This window comes from Bacteroides sp. RTP21281st1_H5_RTP21281_210402, assembly GCF_040918965.1.
GTDB classification, from domain to species: Bacteria; Bacteroidota; Bacteroidia; order Bacteroidales; family Bacteroidaceae; genus Bacteroides; species Bacteroides congonensis.
In genome coordinates, this window is record NZ_JBCOWR010000008.1 from 28,432 (window position 1) to 48,772 (window position 20,341).

Annotated in this window: 10 protein-coding genes; 3 read left to right on the forward strand and 7 right to left on the reverse strand. The window is 44.4% G+C overall.

Translation table 11 applies throughout. The features are described from left to right. Window positions 1–92: 92 nt before the first annotated feature. The 4 genes from AB5443_RS13180 to AB5443_RS13195 all read right to left on the reverse strand — a co-directional run bounded on the left by AB5443_RS13180 (window position 93) and on the right by AB5443_RS13195 (window position 8,193). Entirely contained in the window at window positions 93–4,397 is a 4,305-nt protein-coding gene (locus tag AB5443_RS13180; RefSeq protein WP_277135438.1) for a two-component regulator propeller domain-containing protein, read from the reverse strand. A gap of 152 nt (window positions 4,398–4,549) precedes the next feature. After that, window positions 4,550–4,864, reverse strand: coding sequence for an L-rhamnose mutarotase (gene rhaM / locus AB5443_RS13185; protein WP_022138180.1), 315 nt, complete (start codon window positions 4,862–4,864; stop codon window positions 4,550–4,552). 38 nt (window positions 4,865–4,902) lie between these two features. After that, window positions 4,903–6,312: a glycoside hydrolase family 105 protein gene (locus tag AB5443_RS13190; RefSeq protein WP_277135437.1), complete on the reverse strand. Its 1,410-nt coding sequence runs from the start codon at window positions 6,310–6,312 to the stop codon at window positions 4,903–4,905. A 3-nt stretch (window positions 6,313–6,315) separates the two neighbouring features. Next, the gene (locus AB5443_RS13195; RefSeq protein ID WP_277135436.1) at window positions 6,316–8,193 is read right to left on the reverse strand and encodes a rhamnogalacturonan lyase; all 1,878 of its coding nucleotides are present in this window, start codon (window positions 8,191–8,193) and stop codon (window positions 6,316–6,318) included. Between the two features lie 233 nt (window positions 8,194–8,426). Between AB5443_RS13195 and AB5443_RS13200 the strand changes: the two genes are divergently transcribed. The 3 genes from AB5443_RS13200 (at window position 8,427) to AB5443_RS13210 (ending at window position 13,513) form a co-directional block, all read left to right on the forward strand. Then, entirely contained in the window at window positions 8,427–9,569 is a 1,143-nt protein-coding gene (locus AB5443_RS13200) for a glycoside hydrolase family 88 protein (protein WP_195663079.1), read from the forward strand. A gap of 184 nt (window positions 9,570–9,753) precedes the next feature. Continuing rightward, window positions 9,754–11,328, forward strand: coding sequence for a rhamnogalacturonan acetylesterase (locus AB5443_RS13205; RefSeq protein WP_277135453.1), 1,575 nt, complete (start codon window positions 9,754–9,756; stop codon window positions 11,326–11,328). A gap of 412 nt (window positions 11,329–11,740) precedes the next feature. Next, window positions 11,741–13,513 (forward strand): ATP-binding protein, encoded by a 1,773-nt coding sequence (locus AB5443_RS13210; RefSeq protein ID WP_277135435.1) that lies wholly within the window; start codon window positions 11,741–11,743, stop codon window positions 13,511–13,513. Between the two features lie 44 nt (window positions 13,514–13,557). Here AB5443_RS13210 and AB5443_RS13215 read toward each other — a convergent pair whose 3' ends face one another. From AB5443_RS13215 to AB5443_RS13225, 3 genes are read right to left on the reverse strand one after another with little or no spacing between them, the layout of a single operon-like run. Then, on the reverse strand, window positions 13,558–15,666 hold the full coding sequence (locus AB5443_RS13215) for a hypothetical protein (RefSeq protein ID WP_277135434.1): 2,109 nt from the start codon (window positions 15,664–15,666) through the stop codon (window positions 13,558–13,560). A 48-nt stretch (window positions 15,667–15,714) separates the two neighbouring features. Then, a complete protein-coding gene (locus AB5443_RS13220; RefSeq protein WP_044655845.1) occupies window positions 15,715–17,445 on the reverse strand; it encodes a RagB/SusD family nutrient uptake outer membrane protein in 1,731 nt (576 codons plus the stop codon). 21 nt (window positions 17,446–17,466) lie between these two features. Beyond that, window positions 17,467–20,331 (reverse strand): SusC/RagA family TonB-linked outer membrane protein, encoded by a 2,865-nt coding sequence (locus tag AB5443_RS13225; protein WP_277135433.1) that lies wholly within the window; start codon window positions 20,329–20,331, stop codon window positions 17,467–17,469. Window positions 20,332–20,341 lie beyond the last annotated feature (10 nt).

Sequence of the window (20,341 nt, forward strand, 5' to 3'; positions counted from 1 at the left end):
TTTACTTTGCAAAAGTAGGCGTACTTCCCCTCTTGTACAATAGACTATTGTACACAAATACAAGGAAAATTATCCAATATGTTATATTATCGCTATGAATCCGATTCTTGTGACTCCGAAGAAGCAGTATCCGTATTCACCCCACGCTGATAAACAGACGGTGCCACGCCGAACTGCGCCTTAAAACATTTGCTGAAATAGAACGGGTCGCTGATACCAACTTTATAGGATACTTCCGCAACAGTCAGGTTGTCTTCCGAGAGCAGCAGTTCCGCTGCTTTCTTCATCCGGACTACCCGCAGGTATTCATTAGGTGAATATCCGGTCACACCGCGCAGCTTCCGATAGAAGACCGTCCGTCCCAACTTCATCAACTGTGCAAACTCGTCAATAGAGAATTCAGGACGAGCGAGGTTCTGTTCAAGGATAGCAGCCAACCGGTCGGCAAATTCCTTATCCCGGTCGGTAGTGCACATGGCAGGACGCACGATACCCGGTTCACTGGAGAACTTCTCACGCAGTTTGTCACGTTGCTCTATCAACCTGAATACACGTGCCAACAGTAATTTTACGCTGAATGGCTTTGCAATGTAGGCATCCGCCCCCGCTTCAATACCTTCCAGATGTTTTTCGGGTGAGCTTAATGCAGTCAGCAGGATGATAGGGATATGGCTTGTATCGAAATCCGATTTCAGTTTCCGGGTTACTTCAAATCCTGTCATTCCCGGCATAAGCACATCGCAGATTATCAAGTCCGCTTCGGACGTGCGTGCCTTCTCAAAGCCGGATGTTCCGTCAGCAGCCACTTCTACTTCAAAATAGGCTCCGATTTCTTCCTTCAGGAATTCACGAATATCGTTGTCGTCCTCAATAATCAGGACTTTCCGTTTGTTTAAAGGAGCAGGCAACTTTTCCGGATCGGGCAGTTCTTCCGAGAGTTGCAGCAGATGATGCGCCTGTCCGTCCGCTTCTTTCAGTAATACATTGCCGGGAATCAGAAAGTCTTTCTCCGAATAGACCGTCTTGTCCGTTGGGATACATACGGTAAATACGGAACCGCCGCCTTCGTTGTCCTTATATTCAATCGTACCCTTATGCACCGACACCAATTCATGGCTCAAATGCAGACCTACACCGATACTGTCACCGGAGAAGTTGCTCTGCATAAAGCGTTTGAACAGTTCATTCTGCTTCTCTTTAGGAATACCGACTCCGGTATCCGAAACCTGAATCTGCAATGTTTGTTTCCCTTCATCCACGTTCACCGAAAGGATGATAGTGCCGTTGGAAGGTGTATATTTAAATGCATTGGAAAGCAGGTTGTAAGTCACTTTATCCAGATTTCCCTTGTCGATGAACATCTTATAGGAAGGCACGGAAGGCAGGAAACGGAAATTCATGTTCTTCTGTTCCGCCACATCCCCGAAGCTCAGGAATATTTCATAAAGGAAAGAGATGACATCGGTTTCTTCCAAAGAAAGTGCCAGTTTATTGTTCTGCATCTTACGGAATTCGAGTAACTGGTTGATAAGCCTCAACATACGTTGCGTGCTCTTATCCATGGTCTTCAACGGGTATATCAGTTCACGGGGAATATCCGTGACGCGCTGTATTTTCTCCAAAGCTCCCTGAATCAATGTAAGCGGAGTACGGAATTCGTGGGAGATATTGGTGAAGAATACCAGTTTATATTCGGTCAACTGCTTTTCTACATTGATACGGTTGCGCAGCCCGTTAAAGTTGCGGACAATGCGGAAGGTAAAGTATAAAGCTACAATCAACAACAACACATAGCACAGCATTGCCCAACTCGTCTTCCAAAATGGCGGGACAACCACAATCTTCAAGGTAGTCTCGCTATCGTTCCAAATGCCCGAACCGTTGCTCGACTTGACATGAAGCACATACGTCCCCGGATTCAGATACTTGAAAGAAGCGAAATTCAGGGGAGAAGGCGCACTCCAACCTTTATCGTAGTTCTCCAGCCAGTACATATACTTCGTATGCCCGCTATCAGAATAATCAAAGGTAGAAAAGTCTATCAGAAACGAATTCTGGAAGTATTTCAGAGTAATTTCATCCGAGTAGGCAAGAGACTGCTTCAACGGGGAGTCTTCCATTTGCGGATTCATCTGTGTGCCGTTGACATACAAGTCGGTGAAGACCACTGGAGAGAAAGTTTCGCTATCCTGTATCTTTTCAGGATCGATGACAATCAGACCGTAGTTTGTTCCGAACAACAACTTTCCGTCTTCACGCATGCAGGCGCTATTCTCGCTATACACATTTCCCAAGGTGTAGGAAGAAAAGAAGTAGTTCTCGAAAGAACGATTAGCCGGATTAAACTTGGAGATGCCATATTCGGTAGCCACCCAGATATTTCCTTTCTTGTCTCCCAGGATAGATTGAATCACATCATTGACCAGCCCTTCGGAAGTGCCGTAATGCTCGTACTTCAAAGAATTGTAATTATCCTGCGGCTCACAAAGATTCAACCCCGAACCGGATGTGCCAATCCACATCCGCCCTTCCATATCCCGGTAGATGCACTTGATTTCGTTACTGCAAAACTTGCCGTTCGTGTAGCTGAACAGGTGATAATTATCCGAATCGGCTATCAATGAATCGGGATGAAAGATGCAGATACCCTCGCTGGTTCCTACCCAAACCATTCCGTTCGCGTCTTCCTCTATCACACGCACCATCCGCGTTCCGAATCTCTGCTGGAAGAAATGGCGGAATTTATATTTGCCGTCGGGCGCAGGTTCCGCCAGTTCAAGTCCGCCACCGAATGTCCCTATCCACATACGGTCTTTGCGGTCGCGGTAGATGGAAAAGACATTATTGTCGGACAAAGCCGTGAGGTCGGAAGGATTATTATAATACCAGGTATCTCCCACTTTCAGCCCGTTTCCACGGGTTCCTGTCCACATTCGTCCCTGTCCATCTTCGGCAATGGCATAAATATTGGAATGGAAATACTGATTGTTCATCTTCGAGCGGAGATTGGAATCAAAGGTGTAAAGTCCCCCTTTACGTGTACCGACACATATATCACCATTCGACATCTTAGTGAGCATACGGATGGTATTCGAACGGTCGAACAAATCACGGGATTCGGGATAGATACGGGAAGTTCCTTCATTCAAGACGGAGATGCGGGATAAGCCTGAATACTCGGAAGCCACCCAGATACCGCCGGCACGGTCTTCCATGACATAGAGCAGGAAGTCCGAACTGATATGGCTCTGGTCATTTATATTTGCCATGAAGTGTTCCAGTTTGTCTTCGGCGGTATTATAGGCGAAAAGACCGTTGCCGTAGGTTGATATCCATATAATTCCACGGGAATCATGGACAATATGATAACGTTCGAAGTCGATGTAGCTTATCTTGTCCTGCGGAATCAACTGGAAGTCTTTGATTTCCTCCGTTTCGGCAAGCACATAAGTAAGGTGTCCCGTATGGTTGTATATCCAATAATCACCGTGATTGTCACGTATCAGTTCGCCTTTCTTGATATCCATGCGGGAATCCGCCTGAATGTCACCGGTGTTAAAATCGTACGTATATACTCCGGTAGTTGTCAGAATCACCCATTTATCCTTTAACAGGAAATTGCCGGTCGGCGAAGTCTTTCCTGCTACAACGGTAAGGGAAGCCAGTTTCTGCATCTTTTGTGTGGCAGACTGATAAAGGTAGATGTCCCCGTCGGCAGTCAGGAAGTACATATCATCCTTGTAAGCCAGTGAAGACGTGAAATGGATCAGACGGTCTTCTATTTGGTATTGTCCGTTGGTGACAGAGATTAGGCCGCATTGAGTTCCAATCCAAATACGACCACTGGCATCCTCATTAACAAATTTCACTCTGTTATCCGGCAGGTTTCCGCGTTCGGTTCTGAATACAGTAGAGGTCATTCCGCCGTCCGGTTGATGGTTCATTCGGCGACAGCCATTGCCCGAATGATGCAGCCACACATCTCCGTTGGCGGCTACGAATACCTTCGAATAGTTCTGTCTCGACTCGCCACATCCGGTATAATCAATAAAACGGGCACGTTGCAAATCGTAACAGCTATATAATTCCGGTGTAGTGGAAATCCACAGGAAACCGTCTTTATCTTCGGTCAGGTCGTAAATCCGGTTGTCCGCCAAAGAGACTTTGTCTCCGGCTTCCGGACGGAAAGTCAGGAAAGAGTTGCCGTCATAACGGCTTAATCCGTTCAAGGTAGCCAGCCACAGGAAGCCTTTGCTATCCTGATAGATATAACGGACAGAGTTATTGGGAAGACCGTCACTGGTTCTCATTTGCGTGGAACGGAGTTCTATTGCGCTATAAGCATTCAGCACAAAGCAAACGAGAAAAAGGAAGAGTGAAAGGTGTCTTTGAGTCATAATAGATTCCAAGATTAAGAATTAATGTTGGACAAAAATAGTCAAGATAGTTGGAATAAGAAAGAAACACTTCATTTAAATAGTATGAGGAGAATGCTTGTATTTCCTACCAAACATTCCCCTACACTATCAATTCAACCTAATTATAAAAATCAATCCATGTGGAACACTTCCGGTAAAGGAATGGATACCGGCGAATTATCCGGATTCACTTCCATGATGTCCGCCATATAATCCCACCATTTCTGTACAATCTCCGTATTACCCAAGTCTTGCGAACCTGCGTCCCCTTCCGTTTTCTGGAAAGCAAAAAGGATATTCGTCTCCTTGTCCCAGTAGATGGAGTAGTCCGACACGCCGTTCTTGGAAAGCAATGCTTTCAGTTCGGGCCAGATGGCAGCATGCCTTTTTTCATATTCGGCTTCGCAGCCGGGCTTCAAATACATCTTAAATGCTTCTCGTTTCATGGTCTTATTTATTTTAAAGTTAATCGTTCGTTTAAAAGTTAATCGTTCCGCTCTTCTGTTTCGACAGCGAAGATAGGAGCCGTTGTCTTTTGTTTCTTTTGATAGTACTGAACGGCACTGTCATTCATCTGCGGATACTGATTTTTCAACAGGCGAATCATTTCCGCCCCCGCCCAAAGTACCGGGCCGTATCCATGTGCCGCATATACATTGACAGGGCGATAATAGTAAAAAGCAGGATCGAAAGCCATACCTGTACCTACGCAAGTGCCTTCCACCTGACCTTCCGCATTGATTTTCCCTGCCACGGCGTGCCATCCCAAATGGGCGACAGGACCGTAAGCGATAGCGTCAATCCAGCCTTTATTAATGGCGTGTGCCAGACAGTAGACATAAATTGCGCTAGCGGAAGTTTCGAGATAAGAATCGTTGCGGTCGAGCAGTTGATGCCAAAGCCCTTCGCCACTCTGCAAGGCTGTCACACCACGTACATGGGCACGGAAATAGTCCATCACTTTGGAGCGTTGGGGATAATTTTCCGGCAATACGTCAAGCAGTTCGCAAGCCGTCAGCATAGCCCAACCGTTGGCACGTACCCAACAGAAGGCAGGGTGGTCGGTACTGCTTTCCACCCAACCGTGGCGATACAGTCCTTTTTCAGGAATAAACATACGGTCGGCAAATTGCAGGAATTGTCTCACAGCTTCTGCAAGGTATTTCTCCTTCTTTGCCTTATCATAGCAACTCATCTGTGCTACTGCGGGGATTCCCATAAACATATCATCCAGCCAAAGCGTATTGTGCTGCGGACGGTTACGGGCGAAAGTTCCGTCCGCCAAGCGGTATTCTTTGTTTATGATAAAGTCAAAATAGTTCCGTATCAGTTCGTCCACAGGAAGGGACGAGTCTTTCAGGCGTAGCTTCACCATCGCCGCACATACGGCTCCGGCATCGTCCAGTGCATGAGGGGTGAGGATTTGCAGCAGTTGAGGGTCTGTTGTACCTTTCTCCTCATACACTCGTTTGAAATGAGGGGCTACTTCCGCCAGAAAACGGAAACGGCTTTGTACATAATCCGTATAACGTTGGTCACCTGTGGCTTCGGTTGCCGCTATCAAGGCGGAATAAGTTACTCCCCATTCGTAACTTGCCAAACGGAAAGCGCCGCGTTCCAGTTGGGCTTCTTCTCCCATGGTGGTGTAGTCGGTAATCTGTTTGCCTGTATTTTTGTCTACTACACGGGCGGGAGTCTCCTTATTTATATAGGTAAACACACGGTCTACGTCTTTCTTCACCTGTTCAGGAGTCAGGTCACCATACGTACCCTGATAGGCAGGTTGCAGCAAATGTAAAGGTGTATTTGAGTCATTCACTACAGGTTTCTTTTTCTGTGCACTGACAGGCAAGGCTATCAGTAACGAAGCAACGGCTATGATACGGATATTCATATTTTATTTTTTAGGTATTTTACATCCTCTGAACACGGTACCCTTCAATTCGGGGCCGAAATAAAATCCCGGTTGCGTAGGTTGGTTATAAGCGACATTCTGTGTTGCAATACTGATACGGTACACGGGGTCTTCCAGGAAAGTATGGAAGCGGTAGTCAGTGGGAATGGTAGAAACGTAAAGCCTCAAAGCTGTGTTATCGGCTGTACGCAGCAGCACTTCTTCACGCCAGTCACCGATGATATCCCCTTGCAGGCAAGGAGTCGCTTTCGTTCCGTTATTGGAGAGAGCTCCCTCGAAAACGGCGATGCGTTCGCAGATACCTTTTTCCCAGTTGTATTTGCTCACGATGTTCTTGTCCAGCAATTCACGCAATAAATCACCGTCCCACCAGACAGCCATATTGCAAGACAATCCTCTCACCCGTTCCTTTACAACTTCGCCTTTTACGTTTCTGATTCCGCCGGAAGCTAAAGACCACATTTCAACGCCCGGGCAAGTCGGGTCAATATCAGCCGCCATACAACGTCCGACATCGGTATTGCTCTTGATTTGAAACAACACTTCACCGGTTGCCGCATCCCTGTAAGTAGATCCGTCGCGCTTGTTCTCGTGGCAGTCCCATACTTGCAGACCTTTGCGGGAAGGGTCGAAATGAGTCAGGTGAAGAGCGTCTCCATGTCCCATTTTGGTAGAATACAATCCTTTGCCGTCATGGTCAATGGCACATGAACCATAGATGATTTCATCGCATCCGTCACCGTCCACATCACCTACCCGCAAGTTATGATTCCCCTGTCCGGCATAGTCTTCGCATCCTGGATTATTGCTGTCGAATACCCAACGTTGTTTCAGGTCTTTCCCGTCCCAGTCAAAAGCAGCCAATACCGTACGGGTATAATAGCCGCGACACATCACGACGCTTGGATGAATTCCGTCCAGATAGGCCACACAGGCAAGGAAACGGTCACTTCGGTTTGCACGGTCATCTCCCCAGTCCATCAGGTTACCACGTTCGGGGATATAGTCAATGGTGTGTAGTGCTTCTCCTGTAAGACCGGAGAATACGGTTAAATATTCTTTTCCTTTCAAAATACGTCCCTGATTGACAAGCCTGTTTCTTTTCTTATCAAAAGTGCCCGCTTCGCGATAATCCACGTCGGGATTCCCTATCATTTTCCCTTTTCCGTCCATTGTTCCGTCTCCGGTTTTCATCACCACTTCCGCACGACCGTCGCCATCCAGGTCATAGACCATAAATTGAGTATAATGCGCTCCGGCACGTACATTCTTTCCCAAGTCGATACGCCACAGATGCTTTCCGTCCAGTTTATAGCAATCAAAGATTACAGGCCCCGTATAGCCGTCATGCGAATTATCGTGCGCATTGCTCGGATCCCATTTCAGAATAATCTCATATTCGCCGTCACCGTCCACATCACCGATACTTGCGTCATTCGGGGCATAAAAATAGCTTTGTCCCGACGGAGTTGTTCCGTCTTCCGGACGATTCAACGGGATATTCAGATAACCCGCCGGAGCATTTGCCGGCAGTTGGTAACTGCTTTCAGTCTTTCCTTTGATGGCTTTGACGGTATAAAGGGCAGGCTCTGTCCCTGCATACGTGTCCTGAAAGAAAGTGGCGTTTTTCACCGGATGCTTGTTTATCTTTTCACCATTCCTATATATATCAAATGATTCATTCATCGGGTCGGAAGAGAGATAGCGCCAGGAAAGGGCTACCGTAGACGGGTTCTCACGAACGGCAATCACGCCACGTCCCAAATGTTCACGTTTCAACTTCGTAAAGTCGTAGTTCGGCTGGGCTACTAAAGAAGCAGTCATCAGGAACAGACTAAAAAAGACAGTAATATACTTCATAGTTTTATCGATTTTCAAATTACATCACAAAAGTAAGGAACGCAGGGGATTGATAAAATAGAATATCGTACAGATATATGTAGAAATATACTTTTAAAGCAGATTTCAGGCACTTTGTGAACAAATTTAAAGTTATATGCACAAAAATCCATTGATAAAGAAAAGAACGTCCCTTACCTTTGCGATTAGAATTTATTATAAACAGTGAACTAATAAAACAGAACTATTGCACCATGAAGAAATCACTACTCTCATTTTTTACAGTAACACTTCTTTTCTGTCTGATGCCCGTACATCCGGTCGCAGCACAAGAGTTGCCTGCACAAGAGGAAACGTTAAAGACTATTATAAAGGTAAACGACTACTTTATGAAAAAGTATGCCGATTATACCATTCCCAGTTTCTACGGTCGTGTACGTCCCAGCAATATCTGGACACGGGGCGTCTATTACGAAGGACTGATGTCCTTATACGGCATTTACCCGCGCGAAGATTATTACCGCTATGCCTATGACTGGGCGGACTTCCACAAATGGGGAATGCGCAACGGCAACACCACCCGCAACGCGGACGACCACTGTTGCGGACAAACTTATATCGACCTATATAATATATGTCCGTCCGACCCGAACATGATTCGGAATATCAAGGCGAGCATCGACATGGTGGTGAATACTCCGCAAGTAAACGACTGGTGGTGGATTGACGCCGTACAAATGGCAATGCCTATCTTCGCCAAATTCGGCAAAATGACCGGAGAGCAGAAGTACTACGACAAGATGTGGGATATGTATTATTATACACGCAGCCAGCACGACAAGACGGGCATGTTCAATCAGAAAGACGGTCTGTGGTGGCGCGACCAGGATTTTAATCCGCCGTATAAGGAGCCGAATGGTGAGGATTGCTACTGGAGTCGTGGAAACGGTTGGGTATATGCCGCTTTGGTACGGGTACTGGATGAAATCCCTGCTGACGAGAAACACCGTCAGGATTATATCAACGACTTCCTGACCATGAGCAAGGCATTGAAGAAGTGCCAGCGCGAAGACGGTTTCTGGAATGTCAGCCTTCATGACCCTACAAACTTCGGCGGGAAAGAGACTTCCGGCACGGCACTGTTTGCCTACGGAATGGTTTGGGGAGTCCGCAACGGACTGCTCGACCGCAAGGAGTATCTCCCGGTTGCTTTAAAGGCATGGAATGCAATGGTGAAAGATGCTGTTCATCCGAACGGATTCCTGGGATATGTACAAGGCACAGGCAAGGAGCCCAAAGACGGTCAGCCCGTTACTTACAAGAGTGTGCCCGACTTTGAGGATTACGGTGTAGGTTGTTTCCTGCTTGCCGGAACGGAGATTTACAAATTAAAATAAAGATAGTTTTCAATAAGGTTAAGAATAATCACCCATTAGGTTTTAAGTAGAGGTTAGTTTGTAGTTAGTTCCCTCACTGACAGGTATCGACCAGGTCAGTGAGGGATTTCAAAGAAAACAGAAAATGAAAAACAAGTTGTTCCAATATGCATGCGGATTGATAATCATCGCATGCAGTCTGCAAATGCAGGCACAGAATAAGGTCGCTGCTCCCATGAAAGATGTCAACCAAGTGGTTGACAATACACTGGACAGCCTGAACAAAGCACGTACATCAAGACCGGAAGCGGGTTCGAGCCGCAAAGGCAATAACCCTGTATTGTTTCTGGTAGGAAACTCCACCATGCGCACCGGAACCTTAGGAAACGGCAATAACGGACAATGGGGCTGGGGATATTATGCCGGCGATTATTTCGATTCGAACCGGATTACGGTAGAGAACCATGCGTTGGGCGGAACCAGCAGCCGTACTTTCTACAACCGTCTTTGGCCGGATGTAATCAAGGGCGTTCGCCCCGGAGACTGGGTAATCATCGAACTGGGACATAATGACAACGGCCCTTATGACAGCGGACGTGCCCGTGCCTCTATTCCGGGAATCGGCAACGACACGCTGAACGTGACTATCAAAGAAACCGGAGTCAAAGAAACCGTATATACTTACGGCGAATATATGCGCCGTTTTATCCGCGACGTGAAAGCGAAAGGCGCTCACCCCATTCTGTTCTCCCTCACTCCGCGCAATGCTTGGGAAGACAAGGACAGCACCATCGTCAAACGTGTCAACAAGACTTTCGGGTTATGGGCGAAACAGGTTGCCGAAGAGCAGAATGTTCCTTTCATTGATTTGAATGATATCACTGCCCGCAAGTTCGAGAAATTCGGCAAGGAGAAAGTGAAATATATGTTCTATATCGACCGTATCCATACCAGTGCTTTCGGTGCCAAAGTCAATGCCGAATCTGCCGCAGACGGAATACGTGCGTATGAAGGACTGGAATTGGCCAATTATTTGAAACCTGTTGAAAAAGATACCGTGACAGGTTCCAGCCGTAAGGAAGGCCGCCCGGTATTGTTCACTATTGGCGACAGCACGGTCAAGAATAAAGATAAAGATAAGAATGGAATGTGGGGTTGGGGAAGCGTGATAGCTGACGAGTTCAATCCGGATAAGATTTCCGTAGAAAATTGCGCCATGGCAGGACGTAGTGCACGTACTTTCCTGGATGAAGGCCGTTGGGATAAGGTTTATAATGCCTTGCAACCGGGAGATTTCGTACTTATCCAATTCGGTCACAACGACGCAGGAGATATAAACAAGGGGAAAGCCCGTGCCGAATTACGTGGTTCGGGAGATGAAAGCAAGGTCTTTCTTATGGAAAAGACAGGTAAATACCAAGTTATTTATACTTTCGGCTGGTATCTCCGCAAGTTTATCAGGGACGTTCAGGAAAAAGGGGCGACCCCTATTGTGTTAAGCCATACCCCACGAAACAAATGGAAAGACGGGAAGATAGAACGCAATACGGAATCTTTCGGCAAATGGACACGGGAAGCTGCCGAAGCCACGGGGGCTTACTTTATCGACCTAAATAAAATCAGTGCTGACAAACTTGAAAAGAAAGGTGTGAAGAAAGCTGCGGCTTACTACAACCACGACCATACACACACTTCTTTGAAAGGAGCGCACATGAACGCGAAAAGTATTGCGGAAGGGCTGAAAAAGACAGATTGTCCGTTGAAAAAATATTTGAAGTAAGCATAATAAAGGAAGGCTACGCTACTTATCACTCAATCTATTAATACTAAAGTTACTCTTACCCCTTTGCAAACTTCTCTTGGGTTAATCCTAAAGTTTTGTTTGCCTAAGAGTAAACTATAAACGCAAGTTCCGTTTATAAAAATGCAAGCTTTGTTTTTATAATCAAAGGCTTCATTTATAAAAACGGAACTTGCGTTTATAGTTTGCAATAAGTTGATTGCAAGTTTGGTAGTAAGGGAAAGGAAGTTTACCTTTAATGCATAAGAACTTTTCTATTAATAGATTGGGGGACAGCTAGTGCTACTTTGTACGAAAACAAATAGCCACCTTTCCATAATACAACCACAAATCATTGATTTATTCCACAGAATAGATTAACTTTGCCTATACAAATTAAAAGCCTGTCAATATGAGTCAAGTGAAAGGAATACCATACGGAATATCCGACTTCAACCGGATGCGGAACGAAAACTTCTATTTCGTCGATAAGACCATGTATTTGCCCCTTATCGAGGAAATGCCCAGTTATCTTTTCCTTATTCGTCCGAGACGTTTCGGAAAAAGCCTGTTCCTAAGCATGATGCGTACTTATTACGACATAGCACAGAAAGATAACTTCGACAAGTATTTCGGTGATTTATGGATAGGAAGTCATCCGACTAAAGGACGTAACAATTACCAAGTCCTTTTCTTCGACTTCTCAAAAGCAGGCTGTTCTCTGCCGGGAGCAGACTTGATGAGCAGCTTTAATGAATATTGCAGTATCATCATCAACCAGTTTGCCCATGCATATGCATCTTATTATGATGAAGATTTCAAGCCAACAGTAGAAAGTATTGAAAGCGCTAAAGCTAAATTATCGTATATCGAAGTAAAGGCCAAAGAAAAGGGATATCCCCTCTATCTGATAATCGACGAATATGATAACTTCACCAATGTCATATTGAGCGAACACGGGCAAAAAATGTTCCATGACCTGACTCATGCCAGCGGCTTCTATCGTGAATACTTCAAGCAGTTCAAAGGTATGTTCGACCGGATTTTCCTAATGGGAGTCAGCCCTATCACATTGGATGATTTGTCCAGCGGGTATAATATTGACTGGAATATATCGACTGACGAAACATTCAACGCAATGATGGGATTCAGTGAATCTGAAGTGCGTGAAATGTTCCGTTATTATCAGACTCACGAAATGTTAACAGGAAATATAGATGCAATGATAACAGAGATGAAACCGTGGTATGATAACTATTGTTTTGCACGAATGAGTCTAAATGACGACCGGATATTTAACTGCGATATGACACTCTACTACTTAAGTTCTCAAGTGCAAAAACAACGTCCGCCCGAAAACATGGTAGACAAGAATATCCGTACGGATTACAGTAAACTGAAAATGCTGGCACGCATTGACCACGATAACACTCATGAGGGAAGCCGCATGAGCACTATCGAAGAAATAGCGGCAAAAGGTGAAATACTGGTAGACTTGCATACCTCATTCCCGTCAGAGAAGATAGCAGATATTGAGAACTTCCGAAGCCTGCTCTATTATTATGGCTTACTCACCATGTGCGGAACCCGTGGCGACCGTCTGAAAATGTGCATACCTAACAATTGTGTACGCGAGCAGTACCTAGGATTCTTACGCGACTACTATCAACAGGCCCATACTCTGAATCTTTCACATCTGAAAGACCTGATAGATGATTTCGCCTTCGACGGTCATTGGAAACCATTCTTCGAAACCATCGCCCGCGCCTATCGGGAGAACTCTTCCATACGTGACGCAATAGAAGGGGAAAGAAACCTGCAAGGTTTCCTGAAAGCCTATCTTGCCATTGCTTCCTATTATCTCGTACAACCGGAACTGGAAATGAACTATGGTTATTGTGACTTCTTCCTGTTGCCGGACAAAATGCGTTATTCCGATATAGAACACAGCTATATCCTGGAACTGAAATACGCTACACGTACGGCTACCGATGCCGAGCTTGAAACCCAGGCAGAAGAAGGAAGACAACAACTGTTACAATACAGTAAGGATAAAGTTGTGAAGAAACTGGCTACTGGAACGACACTTCACCTATTATTAATTCAGTTCCAAGGTTGGGATATGGTGAAATGTGAAGAAATAAAAGAATTGCCACTTATTACTTCATCGAACTCTCAGAAGTAATAAATGGCAAGACTTATCTTAATAAAAAAATTATAAATCCACTTCTATTTCAAAGTTTCCGCACCAACATAATACCCTAAGTTAGTACCTTGATTATATCCGATATTTTGCATAGCCTGAGACATATCATAAGTATGGTCAGTCATCAGGTGGCGAAGACGGTGGGTAGTAGGATGATTAGTAGAGAAAATATAGATAGACCTATTATCGTTCGAACCTAAAATAACTTCTTCGCGATAGTCACCCAAGAAATCTCCATAATAACAAGGATTAAATTTCGTTCCATGGTTTCCGTCATTACTTCCATAGTGTCCGAAATATACCAAACGATTCTTATTCGTTTTATTTACATCCGGATTTCCCTTATAACTTACAATACAAGCACGGTCATACATTTCCCTTGTCGGTTGACCGCTCCAATAAATAGCGGCATTGTACATCACACCACTACCAATCCCTTTCGGATAGTCGGTTGAGACAACACGGCCACTGCTGCAACTATACATTCCCGACTGTAAAGACGAATAATACTCAAAATCGGGACTGTCCGGATCTACATCCGCTACGATACAACGTCCCACATCCCCGTTTTTACCTGCTCCATGCCCGGCAATCAAGCTCCCTGTTTTCGCATCAATCACCTGACAAGCATATCCTAATCCCTGTGTGCTATATGTATCCTGCTCTTCAAAAGAAGCTACAATCTGTTGTTTGCCGAATAATGGATTTATCTGCTGGGGATTCTGAATAAACCGTCCCACATACAAACAGTCTCCATGCCCGTTCCCAGTACACCACAGCTCACTTCCATCATCATCAATAGCAGCCGAACCATACAATATTTCATCCTTTCCATCATCATCCAAATCCGCCACACGGAAGGAATGTGAACACATTGCCAGCCATTTCTCACTATGGTCGGCAGTGTCAAACTTCCAACGATTAACCAACTCGTTTCCTTGTAGGTCAAGTGCCCACACTTGCCAGTTTTTATAAATGCCACGAGAAATAATCAAACTTGGATTACTTTTTCTTACACCAGTCGTCTCATCAGGTATACCATCCAAATAAGCTGCTCCAATGAAGAAACGATCCATACGGTTTCCGTAGTCATCTCCCCAATAAGAATTCCAATATTGGGCACGCGCTACCTTTGATTCGTCCTCATGGCCACGAGGTATATTGGGAGTACGGGTAATCTCACAACCGTCAAATCCACGACAGATAGAAATGTATTCAGGACCTTCCAAAACTAGTCCGGCAGTAGAATACAGACTTTTTCCGGAATACCACCCCACACCGTTCGTATCCCGCAAACGATAATCATTCACCAGCCCATTGGCATCGGTAATTATTCTTCCATTAGGAAATTTAGTTCCTTCAGATGAACGGAATGCAATTTCACACAAGCCGTCTCCATCAAAATCATATAAAATATAAGAAGTATAATGTGAGCCGGAACGAATGTTAAGACCTAAGTCTATACGCCACAAAAAGGTACCGTCCAGTTTGTAAGCCTCTAAAAGAGTGGTTCCATTGCGCCATCCTCCTTGATTGGCTCCATCATACGGCTCTCTCTTAATTACAATTTCCAGTTCTCCGTCTCCATCCAGTTCACCCAATTGAATATCGTCAGGAGCATATGTCAATGCAGCATCGGGCACATCACTTCTTAGTATAATCTCCCGATAGAATTTTGTCGCCATCTCAGAAGTAAACGTGTAGTCACAGATTGTTTCCTCTTGACCAGCCAATGTCACCCGATAATAATTTGTTTTTGCGGGATTAATATTCTCATCTACCCAACAAGTAGTCTTCGCTATCGCCTCTTCATTTAACTTGACTTCTTCACCCCCATCTTCTGACTTATAAATATCGAAAGCTATATTTTCCGGATCGGTCAACAGCAATCTCCAACTAACTAACGCCGAAGAAATTCCTGTGGCATTATGTTGATCAGTTTCAGACATAGGGTCATAGCTCACCCACATAGCACGGCTTCCCGTAATAACCTCCGTAGGCAGGTCTTTCAACGGTTCTTCCTTAATATTATTATTAAATTCCGGTTCTTCATCCACTACCGGATCAGTATCCGAGCATGCTCCAAATGTCAACAATCCAAACAGTCCTAATGTATATAATATTTTCTTCATATTCTGTCTTTAGTATTAAATAATCATTTTTCAATTCCGAGGTTAGTTCTACCACCCCGGATTCTGCGTCAAATTAGGATTCTTGGCTTTTTCACTTTGCGGAATAGGAAAGAAATACATTTTATCATCCCATTGCCTATCCACAGTGACACGCCTATATGAATATGAATCCCCACTCTTATATATTTTCATTTCATCAATGCTGCTGAAATGCTTGTCTCCTTCCTTCCAACGACGTACATCCCAAAAACGGTGTCCCTCGAATGCTAACTCTACCATGCGCTCATTCTGGTATTTCTCCCACCATAGCTGATTATTCAGGCCTGCGGGAAATTTAGGCATATTCACCTTCGTGCGCTGGCGAGTTTTATTCACCATCTCATTGGCAGGAATAGGAAATTCGTTATTGGTAGCGTAAGCAGTACCTAAATATTTGAATAATGCTTCTGCATAATTCAGGTAGAACTCTCCTAAGCGATATATAATCCATGTATGATTATCTGTAGTAGGCTTCGCTGTCGTCGTATTAATACTTGTCTGACAATACTTTTTCAGATAATAGCCGGTAGGCGTTCCTCCACTCAGTGGTTCAGCATTTGCACCTCCCTGATAGGTTTCTAACGCAGTTTCATTCCAATTCGGCCATTTTGTATCACCATTCTTAGCAATCGTTTTTTCAAATCTAGGATCACGCCCCTCGTAATAAGGTTTATTTTTATCATAATCCGCCTTTTTATCTGGTCTTTCACCACCATCCTTCAACTCATAGGCATCCACCAATGTCTGTGTAGGGCAGTTTCCACCTCGACAGTTTTCCAACCCGACAGGAAAATTATATTTTTCAAAAGAGTTGGTAGCACGTATGGCACGACAACCGAAAATGAGTTCATCGATGGCACTACTGTAACTCTTTGCATCCCATAAATTCTCGTAGTCGTCTATCAATCTCATACCTGCTTCTTCGCAAGTCTCGATCACGTCTTTATTAGCCTTGGCTGCACGATACCACAGTTCCTTGTACTCTTGGCTACCTTCCTGATGAGAATTGAACAACGGACTGGCCGCATACAAAGCCGTACGCGCTTTTAATGCCAATACTGTACGCTTGTTAGCTCGCCCTGTTTCCGCTGATTCGCCGGCAGGAACCAAAGCCCCCAAATTATTATAATCCGGTATAATCAGATCTTTTATCTCGTCACATTCCTTAATAATCCAATCGAATACCTCTTGAGCCGGTTTACGTGTAAGCGTATTCACCTCAGAAGTTGACAAGACATGGTCGGTAAAAGGTACATCTCCGTATTGTCTTACCAGATTAAAGTAGAAATATGCCCGCAGAAAACGAACTTCATATTGATAATTATTATAGCGATACATCTCAGCTTCATAATCGGAGATTTGTTCATACTCCGAGAACGTCAGTCCTGTAAATTCCTCCAGATAATTGTTACAATTGGCAATTGCTTTATAACTGGAAGTCCACATACTGCTCTGCGCATTCACCGGACTCCATGATCCATTGTAAAAAGTCTCAATGGCATTACCTGTATAAGAATATTGCGATTCATCGGTAGCAGAACCCAAAATAGCACCACTATAATTTCCAAAATCAGAGTCTAGTGATTGGTAAATGTTAGATACCAACCCGCCTACATCATAAAAAGTACGCTTTACATAACCTGCGTCATAAGGATTATACTCTGAATAGTCCATCTGATCCGCACAAGAAGAAAAAGCGAAGATGGTCAGAACGCCATATATCAATTTATTCAGTTTCATTCTTTACCTCGTTTTTAATGATTAAAATCCTATCTTAACACCTACTACCACACTCTTCGTCAATGGATTTGTCGCACCGTAAGATTCCGGATCCGCCACGTCGATATGATCAAAACAAAGCAAATCCACTCCTCGTACATACAATTTAGCACTACCTAATATTTTTGTCCGTTTCATCAGATGTTGGGGAAATTTATAATAAACCTCCACATTACGTAATTTCAAGAACGAACGGTCGGCAAGCCAGATCGTGTTAGTCTGATAATTATTGGCATTACTCTGCGAGCTCAGACGCGGATATTTTGCATTCAAGTTTTCGGGAGTCCAACGGTTTTCATAATAGTGTGTGGAAAGTGATGTATTGTTAATCAACGGCCAAAACATACTCTTGGTATTCAAGACGGCAGAATAGTTTCCTGTCCCCTGAAACATGGCATCCAATCCGATTCCTTTCCATTCGGCTCCCAAATGGAAAGAATAATAGATTTCCGGGGCAGCCGTACTGTATCCGATAGCCGTCACGTCGTTAGCATCAATCACCTTATCTCCGTTCACATCCTTATATTTGATATCACCAGGAACTACCGTACTGAAGTTCTGTGCCAGACTGCTCTCAATCTCTGCCTCATCTTTGAAAAAACCTTCTGCAACCAAGCCGTACACCTGATTCAACCGGTGTCCCGTCCGTTTCAGGTTATCATATAAACGCGGTTCTTCCCGTTGTTCCTTGATTTCGTTTCGGGTAAAAGCAAAGTTTCCTCCAACATTAACAACCCAATCACCCCACCGTTTCGTATAATCCAAACCGAACTCAGTACCCCAGCTATCCACAATACCTGCGTTTTCATAAGGAGAATCCATACCAAGTACTGTTGAATATTGACCGCTAGAATCCACCCAAATATCTTTCCGACGTTGATAATATCCTTCTATCGTCAAATTCAATCCTTTGAACATCGTTGCATCCAACCCTACATTATATTTATAAGCTTTCTCGTGTGTCGAGTTTAACGTAGCCAATCGATTCATGTAAGTGGTTCCGAAATTGGATCCATAACCGACATCAAACAGATAGCGTGTACCCGTTGTCGTATAAATTTGTTCCCAATAGTTATATACCGAATTATCACCGTCTTTAGGTAGGTAATCAGCATTAATCACACCAAACGAAGCCCGTAACTTCAAAAGATCAACCCAAGAAAACGCTTTCATAAAGTTCTCTTCCGAAAGTACCCAAGCCGCAGAGATGGTAGGTGAGAAAGCCCATTTATGTCCCGGAGCTAATAAATTAGAAGCCGATCCGACCAATGCCAAATCTACATAATAACGCTTATTGAAGCCATAGTGAGTATACCACGATACATTTTGGCGGTAGATACTGGTATTTACTCCATAAGTGTCACGAAACTCATACTCCCATTTCAACTGTGAATAAATATCATGTTTTCCGAATGAACGATTATAATCAAAACCTCCGGAGAAATTGAACTGACGTGCCCAATCATTCGTATCGGCACCGGTCGCCATTTCACTGGGTTTACCGCCCGTAACAACTGTATACAACGGACCACCGGCACTTGAATCCTGCCAGCTAGGCGTATATCCCCTATAAGCATATGTCTTACTGTGATCTTCCCAAATGGAAGAGTAGTTGTCGTATGCCAAACGGAAATTTACACCTAATCCTTTCATTAATCCGGACAAGTCCTGTGATAAGGTCAAGTCCGCCAACAAACTACGCGTATGTCCCTTGCTATAGGCTGCTCCTTGCGATTGCGCCACCGGGTTCAGCGTACCCGCCCAAGTGGAGCTTCCTCCCCACGAACCGTCATCCGATAGTATAGGAAAGGCGGCGGAAGGAATCGAATAAACCATATCCCACAAATCCGTACTGGAAGTTCCCGGACGACTTGATTCGGACAGTGAACCGAGAAGATTTAATTTCAGTTTAGTGGTACTCGTCAAGTCAATATCCAAATTTGTACGCAAATTAGCACTAGAATACTTGTCTTGTGTAGAATAACCGTCATTCATATTAGCATTGGCAACGAATCCCTTATCTGTTATCAACCCTAACATCGCATAATAACGAAATTTACTACCTCCTCCTGTAAACTCTATATTATATTTATTAGAGACTCCCATGTCACGGAAAGTTTCGTCAATCCAATCCACATTCGGATAAAAATAAGGTAATTGCGCATTGATACGATCACCCAACCCCTTCACTCTCCCATAACGGAAAGCATGAATTTCAAGAGGGGTATAACGCACATCTAATCCTTCGTAACCTCGTGCCTCGTTCACAGCTTCGGCATAGGTAGCAGCATTCACAAAATCAGGGCGACGTGACTGGAAGTTGATTACATGATCATAAGTAAACTTTATTTCCCTTGAATTGTATTTTCCCCGTTTGGTAGTTACCAAAACAGCTCCATTAATACCTTTATAGCCATATAACGCAACTGCTGCGGCATCCTTCAGTATAGATACCGATTCTACTTCTTCCGGTGACACAAGGCTCATGTCACGTTCCAACCCGTCTACCAAAATTAATGGCGAACTACTAGACAGACTTTGCAGGCCACGTACATAAAAAGTAGGCTCCGTACTAGAAAAATTACCCGCATTCTGCAAGGCGGTCAATCCCAGTCCCTGTCCGAAAAGAGAGTTAGAAATATTCTTTGAAGCCCTCTTATCAAATTCTTCATTATAAACGGTAGAGACTGCCGCAGTCGATTCGTGGCGGCTGAACACCCGGTTAGCCCCTACATCCACAGTGACGGAATCTCCAGACACTCTTCCTTTATTATCTATATTCTGCGCTCCTATCGGCATACCCAAAGATACCAACAGAATCAGTACCAGCATTTTATTATTTTTCATATCACTGTTC